This is a genomic window from Ruminococcus sp. 1001136sp1 (genome assembly GCF_039841815.1).
GTDB lineage: Bacteria > Bacillota > Clostridia > Lachnospirales > Lachnospiraceae > Blautia_A > Blautia_A faecis.
Genome location: NZ_JBDPGY010000008.1, coordinates 191928 through 208096, shown reverse-complemented (window position 1 = coordinate 208096; position 16169 = coordinate 191928). Strand labels below are relative to the sequence as shown.

Sequence of the window (16169 nt, the reverse complement as noted above, 5' to 3'; positions counted from 1 at the left end):
CTCAAGATGAGATGTCCCATTCGAAAGAAGTAAACCCCCTTGAAGACGACGAGGTAGATAGGGCAGGGGTGGAAGTGTGGTAACACATGGAGCTGACTGTTACTAATAGGGTGAGGGCTTGACCAACAATCGCAAGGTTAAAAAGTGATTCCATTAGGATGTAACATGTATGTAGTTTTGAAGGTACAGTAAATGAGACGGTAACCATTTGGTTATCGTTTTTTTATTTGCTGAAACTATACTGCTGTGTTATCATGTTTATATAAAAAATATCTGTTTAGGAAGGAAGGGCATATGGGAAATCCTAATATTCCAGTAGGTATCTCTGATTTTAAAGAGATACGTGAGAATAATAACTATTATATTGATAAAAGCGGTTTCATATCTGAACTCCTAACCGATGGTGCAGCGAAAGTAACATTGATTACCAGACCGAGACGATTTGGGAAAACATTGGGCATGAGCATGCTCTACTATTTCTTTAATGTTCGAAATGAGAGTCAGAAATTATTTGAAGGGCTTGAAATTTCAAGAAATCACGAGCTTTGTGAAAAATGGTTGAATAAGTGGCCTACTATTTTTTTGACATTTAAAGATATAGATGGACTTGATTTTGCAAGTGCGTATGACCAGCTGGTATTTACCATCTCTGATTTGTATCAGAAATACAGTTTTTTGCTGGAAAGCGAAGAAATTGATGAAGAAGATCGTAAACGCTTTAAACTTCTGAAATCTGGTGAGGGAAGCAAAATTTTGGTTATCAGATCTCTTAGTCTGCTTATGCGTCTGCTCGAGAATTATTACCATAAGCAGATGATTTTGCTTATAGATGAATATGACGTTCCTATAGCAAAAGCCAGCAGCAAAGGATATTACCAGCAAATGCCGGAAATTATCAGAGGTATGATGAGTACTGCATTAAAAGATAATACTTCATTGAAATTTGCTGTTATCACAGGCTGTCTGCAGATTGCAAAAGAGAGCATTTTTACAGGGACAAATAACTTTGTTACAGATACGATTGCAAATACCGGATTCAATGAATATTTCGGATTTACCCAGCAGGAGGTCAACAAAATCCTGGAAGATACAGGGACAGTGCAGTATGCAAAGCAGATGAAGGAATGGTACGATGGATATCATATGGGAGAAATTGATGTGTACTGCCCGTGGGATGTTATGAATTATTTGCGGGAACTTCAGAGAAATCCCAAAGCGCAGCCAGTCAGTTATTGGAAAAATACCAGTGACAACGCAATTATCCGCTCTTTCATCGATTTTGCAGGCAATAGCATTACGGACAAAATGGAAACATTGCTTTCTGGTGGATATATTCTTCAGGATATTGATGAGAACCTGGCTTATGATTATTTGCATTCATCCGAAAGTAATCTTTGGAGTATTCTTTACATGACTGGTTATCTGACAGAAGCGCGGATTTCAGAAGGGAAAACTGCATTTTCACCGGATACCAAAGCATTAAAGATACCAAATGCGGAAATAAGAGAAATTTTTGAAACTACGGTAATGAAATGGTTTGCTGACAGTGTGAAAAAATGGAATCGAACAGCGATTTTTCAGGCTCTCTGGAATCAAAAACCAGAAATTATAACCAGAGAAATGAATCTATTGCTGTGGAATACCATCAGTTATCATGATTATAAAGAAGACTTCTATCATGCGTTTCTCACAGGCATTTTTATGGGAGCTGGTGAACAGATTGAATCGAACAAAGAGCATGGATTGGGAAGACCAGATCTTGTGATTATTGATAAAGCCAATGGAAAGGTAGCGATTTTCGAAGTAAAATATTCGCAAAGCATGAAACAGTTAAATAAAGATTGTGATAAAGCACTGGCGCAGATGAAAGAGAGAAAGTATGCAGAGGATTATAAGGACAGGTATAAAGATATCTTTTGTTATGGAATCTCATTTTATAAAAAGGAATGTCTGGTGAAAATGCTGGAGTCTTAGAACCTGTTTAAACACGCTCTGGAAAAGGTGAGGAAGCATTCCCTCACCTTTTTCCAAGTTCCCAGAAAGCCACAGCACTTGCGGCAGCTACATTCAGGGAATCCACTTCATGGGACATGGGGATTTTTACGGTGTAATCGCAGCTGGTGATGGTTGCATCCACCAGTCCGTCTCCTTCAGCTCCAAGGATAATCGCCAGTTTTTCTTCGGCTTGAAGGGCTGGGGCGTCAATGCTGATGGAATCGTTCCGAAGAGCCATTGCTACAGTTTTAAATCCGAGAGAGCGAAGCTGCTCCATTCCAGCTTCCGGCCAGGACACTTTTTTATGAAAATAAGTCCATGGAATCTGAAAAACAGTACCCATACTTACCCGGGTGGCTCTGCGGTAAAGAGGATCACAACAGCCTGGGGTGAGAAGAACCGCATCCATATGAAGCGCGGCAGCTGAACGAAAAATGGCTCCGATATTGGTTGGGTTCACTACATTTTCCAGAATGGCGATACGGCGGGCATTTTTGCAGATATCTTCCACAGAGGGAAGGTCCCGGCGAGTCATGGCACAAAGCATTCCACGGGTAAGTGCAAAGCCTGTAAGCTTTACAAGTACCTCATAATCTGCTGTATAAACCGGAATTCCCGGGAACTTTTGTAACAATTCTTTTCCTTCTTTTTCCAGATCCTTGTGTTGAACTAAAAAAGAAACCGGCTGATATCCGGCATTGGCCGCGCGTTGGATTACCTTTGGGCTTTCTGCGATAAAAAGTCCTGGTTTGGGCTCATAGAATCGTAGAAGCTGCACCTCCGGGATTCTGGCGTAAACATCCAGCTCTGGGGCAGTGAAATCTGTTATCTCAATTCGGTTACTCATTTCGTTTTCTCCTGTTTTTCAAGTGCTTTTTAAATGATACTTGTTTGATAAAGCATTTTATTATCAGCATTATTATAAGGGAAAGACAGGTAAATTGCGATTCTTTTTTCAGCATATTTCTGCAATCGACACGCCTCGCTTGGCGGTATATTTTGTCAAACACGCTCTAGCCCGGGAAAGGAAACGATATGAGAAAAATTAGAATTTTAGGGACTGCTGTTATTACTCGCCAATTGATGGGGAAAAGGATGTCACGTTTAAAATCATCCAGAATGATCAGGCAGTTGAAACTCTTGACAGCCTTATGACGACACAGCAGTTCCGGTAATTTATGAGGGAACATCAGAGAGTGAGAAAAAGTTCACATTGCGAACCAGCTTATCAGTTCGCGCAGCGGCTCATGCGCAGACGATAACTATTTCCGGAATACTGGATTATCTGCGAATAAAAAGGTAATTTCCTATTGAAATAATAGGAATTAGAAGGTATAATCTTCTGTAGAGTGATTTTGCATTTGCAGAATCACAGAGCAGGAGGAATGAAGATGAGAATATCCACTAAGGGTAGATATGCAATAAAGTTAATGCTTGATCTGGCTACCAATGACAATGGAGAGCCGATCCGGCTGAAAGATGTAGCACGTAGACAGGAAATTTCCGAGAAATATCTGGAGCAGATCATTTCCGTGCTGAACAAGGCCGGATATGTGAAGAGTGTCAGAGGACCACAGGGCGGCTATTTACTGCAACGCAGACCCGAGGAGTACACCGTGGGCATGATCCTCAGACTTACCGAGGGCTGCCTGTCACCGGTAGACTGTGTAGCACCGGATGGAGCCGGCTGTGAGAAAGGGGATGCTTGTGTTACCCGTATTCTCTGGAAGAAGATTGATGATGCCATCAATGAGGTGGTAGATAATATTACACTGGGAGATCTTCTGGACTGGCAGGCTGCAAGTGCAGATGATTATGTGATCTAAAGGTTACTGTGCACTGGTAACATTCCGCGAGGTGTTTTTGTGAACAAAGTTCACAGAAAACCCGAGAGTTGCGGCGCGAAATCATGCAAAGCATGATTTCTGTGCATCGCGAAGCGTGTTACTGTGAACGGAGTGAACAGTAACAACTAATCGCTTACTCCTGCTGCTATTTTTATAGCTGCATATGATAAAAATCATCTCGCTTCCGGTTTGGGCTGAGCAGGGACTTCTGCGTCAGTGCACTTGGAATTCTGCGCCTGGAAGGTGATAGTCACTTTGAATAAATCCCCATCCAGGTAAAGCTGGAATTTGCCGCCCTGGAGCTCAGTAAGACTTTTGGCAATGCTAAGTCCAAGCCCGCTTCCCTCGGTGCCACGGGCTACGTCACCGCGGACGAAACGCTCGGTAAGTTCCTCGGCAGCGAAATTTAACGGCTGGGCGGAAATATTTTTCAGGGTGAAAACCACCTGACCGTGGGCGTTCATTACTTCCGCGTAAACCCGGGTGTCTTCCATGGCATATTTTGTTACATTTCCGAAAATATTTTCCAATACACGCCACAGCCGCTGGCCATCCGCATAGATTACAGAAGGCTCATCTGGAAAATGTACCATCATGGTAAGATGGTGTTCTTCGAAACGCTCCTCGAACTCTCCGATTACCTGATGGAGCATTTCTACGAAATCAAGATTATTCATGTTCAGTGTCAGATTTCCGGTGCTGGCCTTGGAGGCTTCTACCACATCCTCTGTGAGTACTTTCAGCCGGGCTGCCTTGGCTTCCAGAATATCCAGATATTCCAGAACCTTAGGATCTGTAAAATTCTCACGTTTCAGAAGATCAATGTAGCTGATAATGGAAGTCAGCGGGGTCTTCAGATCGTGGGAAACGTTGGTGATCAGCTCGGTTTTCATTCGCTCATTTTTCACACTGTTTTCTACAGCTGCGTCAAGACCGCTTCCAATGTTATTAATATATTCTGCAATATGTTTATCATCGCCCCAAAGCCGTTCCAGAGGAATTTTATATTGCAGGTTTCCATTGGAAATTTCTCTCAGTCCTTTTATGATCTGTTCTCTGCTGCAGGCTTTTGTAATAACATATAGCAGTATCAAAAGATCAGCCAGACAGCTGAAGAAAAAGAACAGCTGCATGCTGCCAAGTAAGGGACCGCAGATTATATATTTGATGAAAAGAAAGCAAAGAAAAGCGAAGGTTGCTTTCAGTCTGGCAGCAGTGTTTCTGGAGTAGAGATCAGCAAGGGCGTGAAGCTTGTGACTGGCTGAATGAATCAGTCTGGAGGTCAGGACAAGAAGACGGCGCAGGATGCTGTTTTTCCAGAGCTGCTTTGCCTTGATCCGCCGTACCAGGCTAAGGTAGCCAATCTGGAACCAGAATAAAGTGTAAAGCCCCAGAATCATAAGCTTCAGCAACAGACTCACATCAAGGAGCGATGTGGCACGCAGTCTGCCAATCTGATAGTCTGCAAAGGACAGGCATTGTAAAAAGCGTACCAGGACAGGAAACCATGCAAGCAGAATCAGTCCTGCAGAAAGCTCGGTTGGCCAGCGGTCAAAAAAGCAAAGGTGCAGCTTTTGGTCACTGTTTTTTCTTCCGGCAATTGCTGTTAGCCATACAAACGCAGCCAGGAAAAGAAAGCTGCACAGCAGGAAGAAAAGAAATACCGGCTTCTGATAGCTGGAATAGTTTTCAAAAAATGTTTTGTCGGCAAAAAAGGTATCGGAAACAGGAAATGTCTGATCCACATAGGCTGCAAAGATGAAATTGCTGTTCACTGCTGGCAGCAGGGAGTTTGCCACCTCCTTCCAGGAGTCGCAGGTAACATTGTTTCCGGGGAAAGTATTGTATTTCCTGAGCCCTGCCAGGTTGCTGGTAAATCCATCTGGTTGATATTGGATAAGAACATAGGAAATATCATTTATAGATTTTAAAAGATCTGTCAGTTTTGTGCAATAATCGATGGTGCCTCCCATATTGTCAGCTGTAGGATTTTCTATGGCTGAATCAGCGTGTGTTACACTGCGTTCCAAGGTATAGCCCAGCTGGGCTTCCAGCTCGCTGTCATTGGAAATAACCTGTCCGTCATCCTCGTTAATGTAAATGTAACTCATGTTGGAGTGACCCTGGGAATAATTTTTCAGAATCTGCTCCTGCTGGATATAAAAGTCAGTTCTGGAAAGAAGGCTGTAAAGAGATTCGAAAGCCTCATCTATGCGGTCATTCCATTTGGCATTGGAATTTAGAACATCCAGAATGCTGTCTGCGCCTTGGGGCGGATAAGCCTCTGTTGGTTCATAATATCCATCATAGAGGGAGATGGAATCATAGAGCACTTTGCCGTCCCCGGATGTGATCTTAATGCCGGAAAGATCATCCATTACACCATATTGCATGTCGTCTTTGATGTCTTCGATAAGCTGTTTGAGATTTTCATCGTAGGATGCTATTTCAGTTGCAGAGTCACTGAATCCGTAATACTCCATATCCACAGAAAAATCCAGCTCTCCACTGTCAATTTTTTCCAAAAAATCATCAACATAGTAATAGTGCCGGGAAAGTGATTCGTCGGCAGAGAAAGAAGCCTGGTGGCAGATCACAATGGGATTTCCACTGGAGGTATCAAAATCCTGCGCCCATTTTTCCAGGTCTGAAACTGAATAGGCCAGACCGGAGGTGTTTTGAAAAGAGATTTCTTCATCGTTGGCAATTTCATTAAGATCAACTACTTGGGATGCAGATGTCTGATTTAAAGAAGCGTGAGCCTCAGATGAGGCATTTTTGTCAGATGACTGGGAAGCTTCATTTTGGGCAAGGCCTTTCCAGGATACGTTAGTATAGGGAAATGTACCAGAAATTCCGTACATCACGTCATAGGCTGCGTCGTAGAGGGTATTGGCAAATGCCGTGGAATCCAGATAATCTTTCCCGGAATCAGAAAGCCTCAGACCATGTGCCAAAGAGGTAATTAAAAATAAACCTGAGAAGATTACAGCTCCCAGAAAAATATATTGAAATAGGAGCAAAAGCCCTTTGATACCAGGGCTGCGGTGCCATTTTTTCTTTTCCATATGATTAATCCCTTTCTTGATAATGTGCTGCTTATCGTATTGGTAACGCCATTTGGCATATTCAATAGCGAATCTTTCAAATACTTTTAATCAAAGCTTTTCAATTTTATATCCAAGTCCCCAGACAACTTTTAAATACCTGGGCTCCTTGGGATTGATCTCAATCTTTTCCCGGATATGCCGGATATGCACGGCAATTGTGTTATCTGCCGCAATTGCTTCTTCATTCCAGATATTTTCATAAATTTGATTGATGGAAAATACCCGGCCCTGATTCTTTATGAGAAGAAGCAGAATATTATATTCAATTGGCGTAAGCCTCAGGGTTTCGCCATCCACCTGAACTTCTTTCTGATCGTCATTCACCGTCAGCCCGCCGGTTGTATAAATATGCTGACTTTCACAGGAAACCGCTGCACCCAGCTGGGTATATCTTCGAAGCTGGGAACGAACCCTGGCAATCAGCTCTAAAGGACTAAAGGGCTTGGTTACGTAATCGTCAGCTCCAACATTCAATCCAAGAATTTTATCTGCATCCTCGGACTTTGCTGAAAGAATAATAATAGGAAGAGAATGTTCCTCCCTGATTTTCAAAGTTGCCCTGATGCCATCCAGCTTCGGCATCATTACGTCGATGATCAACAGATCTACCTCATTTTTCTGTAAAACCAAAAGTGCCTGTTGTCCATCGTAAGCCTTTAGAATTTGGTGACCTTCCTGTTCCAGATAAATGCTGATGGCTTCTACAATATCTTTATCATCATCACATACAAGAATTGTTGCCATTTTCTTTTTCACCTCCCCTGTAATATATAAGGTATCAGACAAAATTTAAGATGAAAGGGGTAAAATCTTAAGATATTCTTATGAAAATATTGTACGTAAGCTTATGGATACACTGCACTGTGTAAAAACGTACTTGTCCGATAAATATAAGTGTAAAAGAAAGCCCCGCTAAATGCAACAATATTGTCGGCTTTTGTCAGCTTTTAGCTGCTCCACTCTTTTTTGAAAGTGAGCAATAGGGTCATCATACTGTTTTTCCAATTCATTCAGCCAGCCAATAGATTCTATTGTTTTTTGGCGGGAGCATTTCTTAGCTTTATTGTAATATGTGTCATTATGCCTAAAAAAAACAGAAAAACTTTCGCGAGTTGACATGTTGCGTATTGAAAAGGAATAGCTTATAATATTTTTAATAGTTTTAATCTTTGGATTTACATTCAGAAATGGAAAAGGACGCGTATGAGACAGGAGAAGAGAACTGAGACAATTACATACATAGTAGATGAGTCATATCGAATTCAGTATATGAGTAAAGCACTGGCGAAACAGTTTTCGAATTTTAAGCCTGGCGAGATCTGTTATGAGAAGTTTCGGGGAAGAGAGAAGCCCTGTCGTAATTGCCCGTTGGCACATCCGAACCGGAAGACCGATTTATTTTATAATGAAGATCAGGGAAAATGGCTGAAAATCAATGCCGGAGAGGTCGAGTGGCCGGGAGCAAGGAACTGTCATGTGATTTTGGCAAAGGATATTTATGAGGAAGATATGGATAATCTTTGCCGTTTTGTAAATATGAAGAAGGAGATTATGGAGCGGAGAAACCCGGGCAAGACTGAGAAGAATAAGCTTACAGGCTTATTTGCCAGAAATCCTTTTTTTACACAGACAGAAACTTTTCTCAGAGTAAATGAAACTGCGGCAGGGAAATACTGTCTGGTAGCCATTGATATTGAACATTTTAAGCTTTTTAACGAATGGTATGGTCAGGTGGCAGGTGACAAGCTCCTGAGAGAAATCGGGGCGCATCTTAATAAAATGCGTCAGGAATTTGGCGGGATTGCCGGATATATGGGTGGGGATGACTTTGTAATTGTTCTTCCAAATGATGAAAAAGTTCTCGAAAATCTGAAATGCCGTATTACCGGATTTGTGCGTGCATACGGTGGACATACCGGATTCCTTCCTGCTTTTGGTTTTTATGTAATTGATGATATCAGTCTCAGTGCTTCACAGATGTATGACCGGGCAATTCTTGCGCAGGAGACAGTAAAGGGAAATTATGCTGTACGCTGTGCTTATTACAGCTCAGATATGAAGACACGCCTGGAGAATAATCATGTGCTCCTTGCTGAAGTGCAGGCCGGTCTGGAAAGAGATGAGTTTATCTACTATCTTCAGCCGAAATGTAATCTGAACACAGGTAAGATCGTCGGACTGGAATCTCTGGTGCGCTGGAAGCATCCTGAGAAGGGAATTGTGGCACCTGGATATTTTATTCCGGTTATGGAGAGTAACGGACTGATCACAGAACTGGACATGAAGGTGTGGGAGCAGGTTTGCCAGACGCTGCAGGACTGGATAAAAAGCGGACACAAGGTAATTCCTATTTCTGTCAATGTATCCAGTGTGGATATTTATGCAATTGATGTAGTAGAGCATTTTAAAAATCTGGTTCGCAAATATGGGCTTCCGCCGGAATATGTAGAGCTGGAGATTACAGAAAGTGCTTATGTAGAAGAATATAAGGTGATCACCGGTGTGGCAGAGGCACTGCGAAATGCAGGCTTTACCGTTCTGATGGATGATTTTGGAAGCGGATATTCTTCTTTGAATATGCTGAAGGATGTAAATGTAGACGTTCTGAAGATTGACATGAAGTTTCTGAAAATGGATGAGAATACCATGGACAAGGGAATGGGAATTCTTGAGGCTGTTACCAGAATGGCAAATATTATGGGACTTCGCATGATTGCAGAGGGAGTTGAGACGGAAGACCAGATCAACTATCTGCTGAATATGGGCTGTATTTATGGTCAGGGCTATTTCTTCTACAAGCCTCTTCCAGTCGAAGAAATAAAAATACTTCTCAATGACGAGAATAATGTGGATTACCGGGGGATTCAGGCACGAAAAATTGAGCATGTGCGTTTCAAGGATCTGTTTCAGTCTGAGCTGGCAAGTGACAGCATACTGAATAATATTCTTGGGCCAATTGCCATTTATGATGTATATTGTGACAATGTGGAATTGCTGCAGGTAAATGATAAATACTGTCTGCTGGTTGGACAGGATCCTGTGGATCTGGCAGAGAATGTTCAGGTCATGGAGGCAATACACCCGGAAGACAGGAAAAAAATGCAGAATATTTTCCAGCGGTCTTTCCAGAGACTGGCTGAAGGTGCAGAGGGAACTGTGCGCCGCAGAAGAGAAGACGGTCAGTATATATGGATAAATATCAAGGCATTTTTCCTGAGAGAACAGGATGGACATAAAATGTTTTATGGAGCTGTGCGGGACGTATCCGAAGAAATGAATCAGTTCCAGAAATTGATGTTTTATCAGAACAGGGGAAACTAATGTAGATGCAAGGGCGCGTTGTCCTTGCATTTTAAATTGGTTTGTGGCATAATCTGTGATAATAACTTAACAAGCCGGAAACATAGCCGATTAGGCTTTTGTCCGGCTTCATTTCAAGGTGACAGGTGAGAAAATGTCTGGTTTTACGAAAGAAATTATTATCAGGACTTTGTTTGAACTGCTTAATGAGAAACCTCTTGCGAAAATTACAGTGAAGGATATTGTGGAGCGCTGCGGTGTGAACCGGAATACTTTCTATTATCATTTCCGCGATATTTCTGATGTTGTGGAATCAGCTCTTCTTCGGGAAGTAGACAACGCTTTTGAACATCCGGTGGAAGTGGATTCTATGCTGGAATGCCTTGAGGTACTGGTGAAGCTGATCGGAGAGAACAAGAAGGCCATGCTCCATATTTACTGTTCCGTGCAGAGAGAAACGTTTACCAGTGCACTGGATAAAATGTGCCAGTATGTTATAAAGCAGTATATCGTACATAATTTTAAAGAAGAAATTATGGAAAAAGAAGATATGAAGGTGCTCATGCATTTTTATAAATGTGTAATGATCGGAGTGATTCTGGACTGGATGGATCACAGGATGTCTTATGATCTGACAGAATATGCAGAGAAGCTGCGTGAACTCTATGAAAATACTTTTGAGAAAACATTGGAAAAGGCGGCAGGAACCAAACCTGTTTATCTGAAAATCGTATAGGGAATTTGTAAATCTGCTTTTTTCCTCGGAAAATGGAAATGCGGTAAGCTTTTAGGCAAATATGGGATTGTGTCTGAATTTCAGACACAGTCCTTTTTTTGTCCGTTCCTTTTTGAAATTTATCTTACTATAATAAATCCATGAAAAGCAGAAAGGAGAATCAGAATGAATTCGTCAGGAACTTTGAAAATAGCACGAAATGGATATATAGTGATAGCAGTTGTTTTCTGTGCTTTGGGAATTTTTTTGATGGCTGTTCCGGAAAAAGCCGTGAAAATAATTTGTGTTCTTGCAGGAATTCTGTTTATTGCAGATGGAATTATAAAAATAATCGGATATTTTTCCAGAGATTTTTACTGTCTGGCTTTTCAATTTGACCTTGGCTTCGGAATTCTCATGATTGCAGTTGGAATTCTGATTCTGGTGAGAAGGGAAGCCATATTAAGACTGATTTTCGTGATTTTCGGTCTTGTGATTCTGACCGATGCATTGCTTCGGATCCAAATGTCAGTGGAAGCGAAAAAATTCGGTTTGAAGCTCTGGTGGGCAGTTTTGCTTATTGCAGTAGCAACCGGAATATTTGGAATGCTTCTTCTTGTTGATCCGGCAGGAGGTGCAAAGCTGACTGTGATTTTTACAGGCGTGGCATTTCTGCTGGAGGGAATACTGAAGCTTTGCGTGGTAGTATACACTGTGAAAATCCGTGAGAATGAAAATGTAGTCTGGGAAGATGAATTCAGAGAAATTTAAAGGAGGAGCATTATGAAACTGATTGATAAAGCAAAACAGGCCGCTATGGAAGGTGCTGTAACAAAAGCATTAGAATATCTGGAAAAGGATCCGGAGACAAACATTCCGAAGCTGATGGAGCTGGTAGATAAATTCACTCCGCAGGACTGGTATAAAGGTCAGAGAGATGCCATTCGTAATGCAATCCAGGACACAGACAGCAACTGGTATAAGCTGATCATGAACCTGTATCAGCTGGATCCAGGTGTTCGAAAAGTATTTTTCCAGAACTTTATTGTAAATGCCAGCTTAAAGGGAAGTGCAAGACAGGAAGAGGTTGCTGCACAGAACAATTGCAATGTTCCGTGGGCAATCCTTCTGGATCCTACAAGTGCCTGTAATCTGCATTGCACAGGATGCTGGGCAGCAGAGTATGGTCACAAGCTGAACCTGAATCTGGAGACCATTGACTCCATTATCAGACAGGGTAAAGAGCTTGGTGTTTACATGTATATTTATACCGGTGGTGAACCTACTGTACGTAAGAAGGATCTTATTAAACTTTGTGAGATGCATCCGGATTGTGAGTTCCTTTCCTTCTCAAACGGGACACTTTTCGATGAGGAATTCTGTGATGAAATCTTAAGAGTAAAGAACTTCGTTCCGGCATTCAGTCTGGAAGGTTCCGAGGAAGCCAACGACGGACGCCGTGGAGAGGGAATCTATCAGAAGGTTATGCATGCAATGAAACTGTTGAAGGACAGAGGTCTTCCATTTGGAGTTTCCACCTGTTATACAGGCATGAACGTAGACAGTGTAAGCAGTGAGGAATATTTTGACAAGCTGATTGACTGTGGTGCATTATTTGCATGGTTCTTCCATTACATGCCAGTTGGAAATGATGCTTCACCGGAGCTTCTTCTTACACCGGACCAGCGAGAAGAAATGTATCATGCAATTCGTAAATTCAGAAGCACAAAAGCAATCTTTACGCTGGATTTCCAGAATGATGCTGAATTTGTACATGGATGTATTGCAGGTGGAAGACATTATCTGCATATTAATGCAAATGGTGATGTGGAGCCTTGTGTATTCATCCATTATTCAAACTGCAATATCAAAGATACTTCTCTTCTGGACGCACTGAAGAGCCCGATTTTCCAGGCTTATCATGATAACCAGCCTTTCAACGAGAACATGCTTCGTCCATGTCCAATGCTGGAGAATCCGGAGATCCTGCGTAAATTAGTTGCAGAGACCGGCGCGAAATCAACTGATCTTCAGTCACCGGAGAGTGCAGAGCATCTTTGCGGCAAATGTGATAAATATGCAGCCTGCTGGAAAGAGAGAGCAGATCAGCTGTGGGATGAGAGACAGAAGGAAAAGGCAGAAAAAGCCAGATGCTGATAGTTTGCTGCAGGAATATGCAGAAAGAATGATTTCATAATAAAGTCTGAGTATAGTATGTCGCTTGAAACGGCATCTGTACTCAGACTTTTTTGTGCATGAGGAGAAAAAAACAGAGGACTAATAATTGTATGCACCCTCATAAGCATTGCAGCGCTCCTTGCGCTTCGACTGATTTTCGCAGCTGCTGCACCTGTCGCAGAATTCCTGTTCATAGCAGGTGGAACAGACGCAGCCCTTGCAGGCGTTGCGGTCGTAGGCGGAGGTACAGGTGTAAGGAAGTTTATTATCGGTAGTCTTTTCTGACATTTGAATCACGCTCCTTTTTAATGTGATTATAGTGCGAAAAAATATGTGGTTCAATGGGAAAAATCCGAAAAAAGTGAGGCAGATTTTTGGGCACTTTTTCAGGGAAGAAGATTAACAAAATTGACGTGGGTACAGTTTTCTGCTATCATAAATTTGTTCTTTGATATTAGGCGAAATGAAAGTCAGTTACATTGCGTTTGTGGCGATTCCCAGGGGTTGTCCGCATTCGTGCTATAAATGATTCATGATTTTACTTATACAGATATGATTCATGGATGACATTTAGGACTTTTGTGCGAAATAATAGAAAATGAGGTAAAAATAAAATGTGGATAGCAAATGGCTGGAAAGAATACGAAGTAATTGATACTTCCTGCGGCGAGAAACTGGAGAGATGGGGGAAATATCTCCTTGTCCGTCCGGATCCGCAGGTAATCTGGGATACACCGAAGACAGAGCCAGGATGGCGCAAGATGAACGCACACTATCACCGCAGCTCCAAGGGAGGCGGTGAATGGGAGTTCTTTGATCTGCCCCAGCAGTGGGATCTTCATTACAAGAATCTTACGTTCCATCTGAAACCATTCAGCTTCAAGCACACCGGTCTTTTCCCGGAGCAGGCAGCAAACTGGGACTGGTTTGGAGACAAGATCCGCAAGGCTGGCAGACCGATCAAGGTTCTGAATCTGTTTGCTTATACAGGTGGTGCAACTCTTGCGGCGGCAGCCGCAGGTGCATCCGTTACACACGTAGATGCCTCTAAGGGAATGGTTACCTGGGCGAAAGAGAATGCGGCAGCAAGTGGTCTTGCGGATGCACCAATCCGCTGGCTGGTAGATGACTGTGTGAAGTTCGTAGAGCGTGAAATCCGCCGGGGGAATCACTATGACGCAATTATCATGGATCCGCCTTCCTATGGAAGAGGCCCGAAAGGCGAGATCTGGAAAATTGAGGATGCCATTCATCCCCTTGTGAAGCTTTGCACAAAGATTCTCAGTGATGATCCCCTGTTTTTCCTGATCAATTCCTACACCACCGGACTTGCTCCGGCTGTACTTACTTATATGCTGGCAACAGAGATGAAGAAGTATAAGGGACATGTAGATTCCCAGGAAATTGGCCTTCCGGTGAAGTCAAATGGGCTGGTATTGCCATGCGGTGCTTCTGGAAGATGGGAAGCAGTTTAAGGGGGATTTTATATAAAATAGAGCCAAACACTTGACAACCGACAATTTAGCATACTAAAATGGAAAAGATATACGAGGAGGATACACCAAACAGGCAATTGCCGAAGGAGGAATTTATGAAAAAATATACCGAAATGAATCATGAAGAGCTTCTGGCACTGAAAAAAGAGCTGGACAAAGAATTTGAAGAGATCAAGGCACAGGGACTTGCCCTTGATATGTCAAGAGGAAAGCCAAGCAATGCACAGCTGGAACTTTCTATGGAAATGATGGACGTTCTGAAGGGCGATTCAGATCTGAAATGCGAGACTGGAGTAGATTGCCGTAACTACGGTGTGATCGACGGTATTCCGGAAGCCAAGCGTCTTCTTGGAGAAATGTCTGAGGTAGATCCGGAACACATTATCATATATGGAAATTCAAGCCTGAACGTTATGTTCGACAGTATCGCACGTTCCATGACTCAGGGTGTAATGGGAAATACTCCATGGTGCAAACTTGACAAGGTGAAATTCCTCTGTCCGGTACCAGGTTATGACCGTCACTTCAAGATTACCGAATTTTTCGGAATCGAGATGATCAATGTTCCGATGACTCCACAGGGACCGGATATGGACATGGTAGAGAAGCTGGTAAGTGAAGATGCAGCAATCAAGGGAATCTGGTGTGTTCCGAAATACTCCAACCCACAGGGTTACACTTACTCCAAAGAAACCGTAGAGCGTTTTGCAAGACTGAAACCGGCAGCACCGGACTTCCGTATTTACTGGGATAATGCATACAGCATTCATCATCTCTATGATGATAATCAGGATTTCCTGGTTGAAATTCTTGGTGAGTGTGCAAAAGCTGGTAACCCTGATCTTGTTTATAAATTTACATCCACTTCCAAGGTAAGCTTCCCAGGCTCCGGAATTGCTGCCGTTGCAGCTTCCAAGGCAAACCTGGATGATTTCCGCAAATATATGCAGGTTCAGACCATCGGTCATGATAAACTGAACCAGCTCCGTCACGTAAGATTTTTCAAGGATCTTGACGGACTTCACGCCCACATGAGAAAACACGCAGATATCCTCCGCCCGAAATTCGAGCTGGTTCTGGATACGCTTGACAAAGAACTTTCCGGACTTGGAATCGGTGAGTGGACAAAGCCACACGGCGGATATTTCATCTCTTTTGATTCCCTGGATGGCTGTGCAAAGGCAATTGTAGCCAGAGCAAAAGAGGCTGGTGTTATCCTTACTGGCGCAGGTGCTACTTATCCATACGGCAAGGATCCGAAAGACTCCAACATCCGTATTGCACCATCCTTCCCTACACTTGAGGATCTTGGCAAAGCAGCACAGGTATTCGTACTTTGTGTGAAACTTGTCAGTGTAGAAAAACTTCTCGGCTAAAAGCGTGTTGCTGTGAACGGTAACCTTTCCGTAAAAGGTGAGCCGCTATTTTCAAACAGGCTCTGAAATCGGAAATTTGCGCATAGAATGTAACCATGCCAGATCAGGAAAAGTACCTGATCTGGCATATAAAAAGAGGCAGAGTAATCTAC

Annotated in this window: 12 protein-coding genes and 1 rRNA gene; 9 read left to right on the top strand and 4 right to left on the bottom strand. The window is 42.7% G+C overall.

All coding sequences use genetic code 11. The features are described 5' to 3' along the window. Positions 1-126, top strand: a 23S ribosomal RNA gene (locus ABHC48_RS09265); the annotation flags it as partial. Positions 127-294: 168 nt separating this feature from the next. Continuing rightward, the gene (locus ABHC48_RS09260) at positions 295-1974 is read left to right on the top strand and encodes an AAA family ATPase (RefSeq protein WP_195699594.1); all 1680 of its coding nucleotides are present in this window, start codon (positions 295-297) and stop codon (positions 1972-1974) included. A gap of 43 nt (positions 1975-2017) precedes the next feature. Here ABHC48_RS09260 and ABHC48_RS09255 read toward each other — a convergent pair whose 3' ends face one another. After that, a complete protein-coding gene (locus ABHC48_RS09255) occupies positions 2018-2842 on the bottom strand; it encodes an RNA methyltransferase (RefSeq protein WP_187565147.1) in 825 nt (274 codons plus the stop codon). Positions 2843-3386: 544 nt separating this feature from the next. Between ABHC48_RS09255 and ABHC48_RS09250 the strand changes: the two genes are divergently transcribed. Then, the gene (locus ABHC48_RS09250) at positions 3387-3821 is read left to right on the top strand and encodes an Rrf2 family transcriptional regulator (RefSeq protein WP_173716837.1); all 435 of its coding nucleotides are present in this window, start codon (positions 3387-3389) and stop codon (positions 3819-3821) included. Positions 3822-4015: 194 nt separating this feature from the next. Here the strand turns inward: ABHC48_RS09250 and ABHC48_RS09245 are convergent, their stop codons facing one another. Next, on the bottom strand, positions 4016-6910 hold the full coding sequence (locus ABHC48_RS09245) for a HAMP domain-containing sensor histidine kinase (RefSeq protein ID WP_195699593.1): 2895 nt from the start codon (positions 6908-6910) through the stop codon (positions 4016-4018). 90 nt (positions 6911-7000) lie between these two features. Further along, positions 7001-7696 (bottom strand): response regulator transcription factor, encoded by a 696-nt coding sequence (locus ABHC48_RS09240; protein ID WP_148460991.1) that lies wholly within the window; start codon positions 7694-7696, stop codon positions 7001-7003. Positions 7697-8155: 459 nt separating this feature from the next. Between ABHC48_RS09240 and ABHC48_RS09235 the strand changes: the two genes are divergently transcribed. From ABHC48_RS09235 to ABHC48_RS09220, 4 genes are all read left to right on the top strand, one after another. Continuing rightward, positions 8156-10273, top strand: coding sequence for an EAL domain-containing protein (locus ABHC48_RS09235; protein ID WP_195699592.1), 2118 nt, complete (start codon positions 8156-8158; stop codon positions 10271-10273). 133 nt (positions 10274-10406) lie between these two features. Continuing rightward, complete coding sequence (locus tag ABHC48_RS09230) at positions 10407-10988, top strand: TetR/AcrR family transcriptional regulator (protein ID WP_173770092.1); 582 nt, start codon at positions 10407-10409, stop codon at positions 10986-10988. A 165-nt stretch (positions 10989-11153) separates the two neighbouring features. Continuing rightward, positions 11154-11738, top strand: coding sequence for a DUF308 domain-containing protein (locus ABHC48_RS09225; RefSeq protein WP_118582072.1), 585 nt, complete (start codon positions 11154-11156; stop codon positions 11736-11738). A 12-nt stretch (positions 11739-11750) separates the two neighbouring features. Next, on the top strand, positions 11751-13124 hold the full coding sequence (locus tag ABHC48_RS09220; RefSeq protein ID WP_195699591.1) for a radical SAM protein: 1374 nt from the start codon (positions 11751-11753) through the stop codon (positions 13122-13124). 120 nt (positions 13125-13244) lie between these two features. Here ABHC48_RS09220 and ABHC48_RS09215 read toward each other — a convergent pair whose 3' ends face one another. Next, a complete protein-coding gene (locus ABHC48_RS09215; protein WP_118582078.1) occupies positions 13245-13433 on the bottom strand; it encodes a hypothetical protein in 189 nt (62 codons plus the stop codon). Between the two features lie 326 nt (positions 13434-13759). Between ABHC48_RS09215 and ABHC48_RS09210 the strand changes: the two genes are divergently transcribed. Then, on the top strand, positions 13760-14620 hold the full coding sequence (locus tag ABHC48_RS09210; protein ID WP_173773551.1) for a class I SAM-dependent methyltransferase: 861 nt from the start codon (positions 13760-13762) through the stop codon (positions 14618-14620). Between the two features lie 116 nt (positions 14621-14736). Continuing rightward, positions 14737-16017 (top strand): aminotransferase, encoded by a 1281-nt coding sequence (locus ABHC48_RS09205; RefSeq protein ID WP_173716845.1) that lies wholly within the window; start codon positions 14737-14739, stop codon positions 16015-16017. Positions 16018-16169 lie beyond the last annotated feature (152 nt).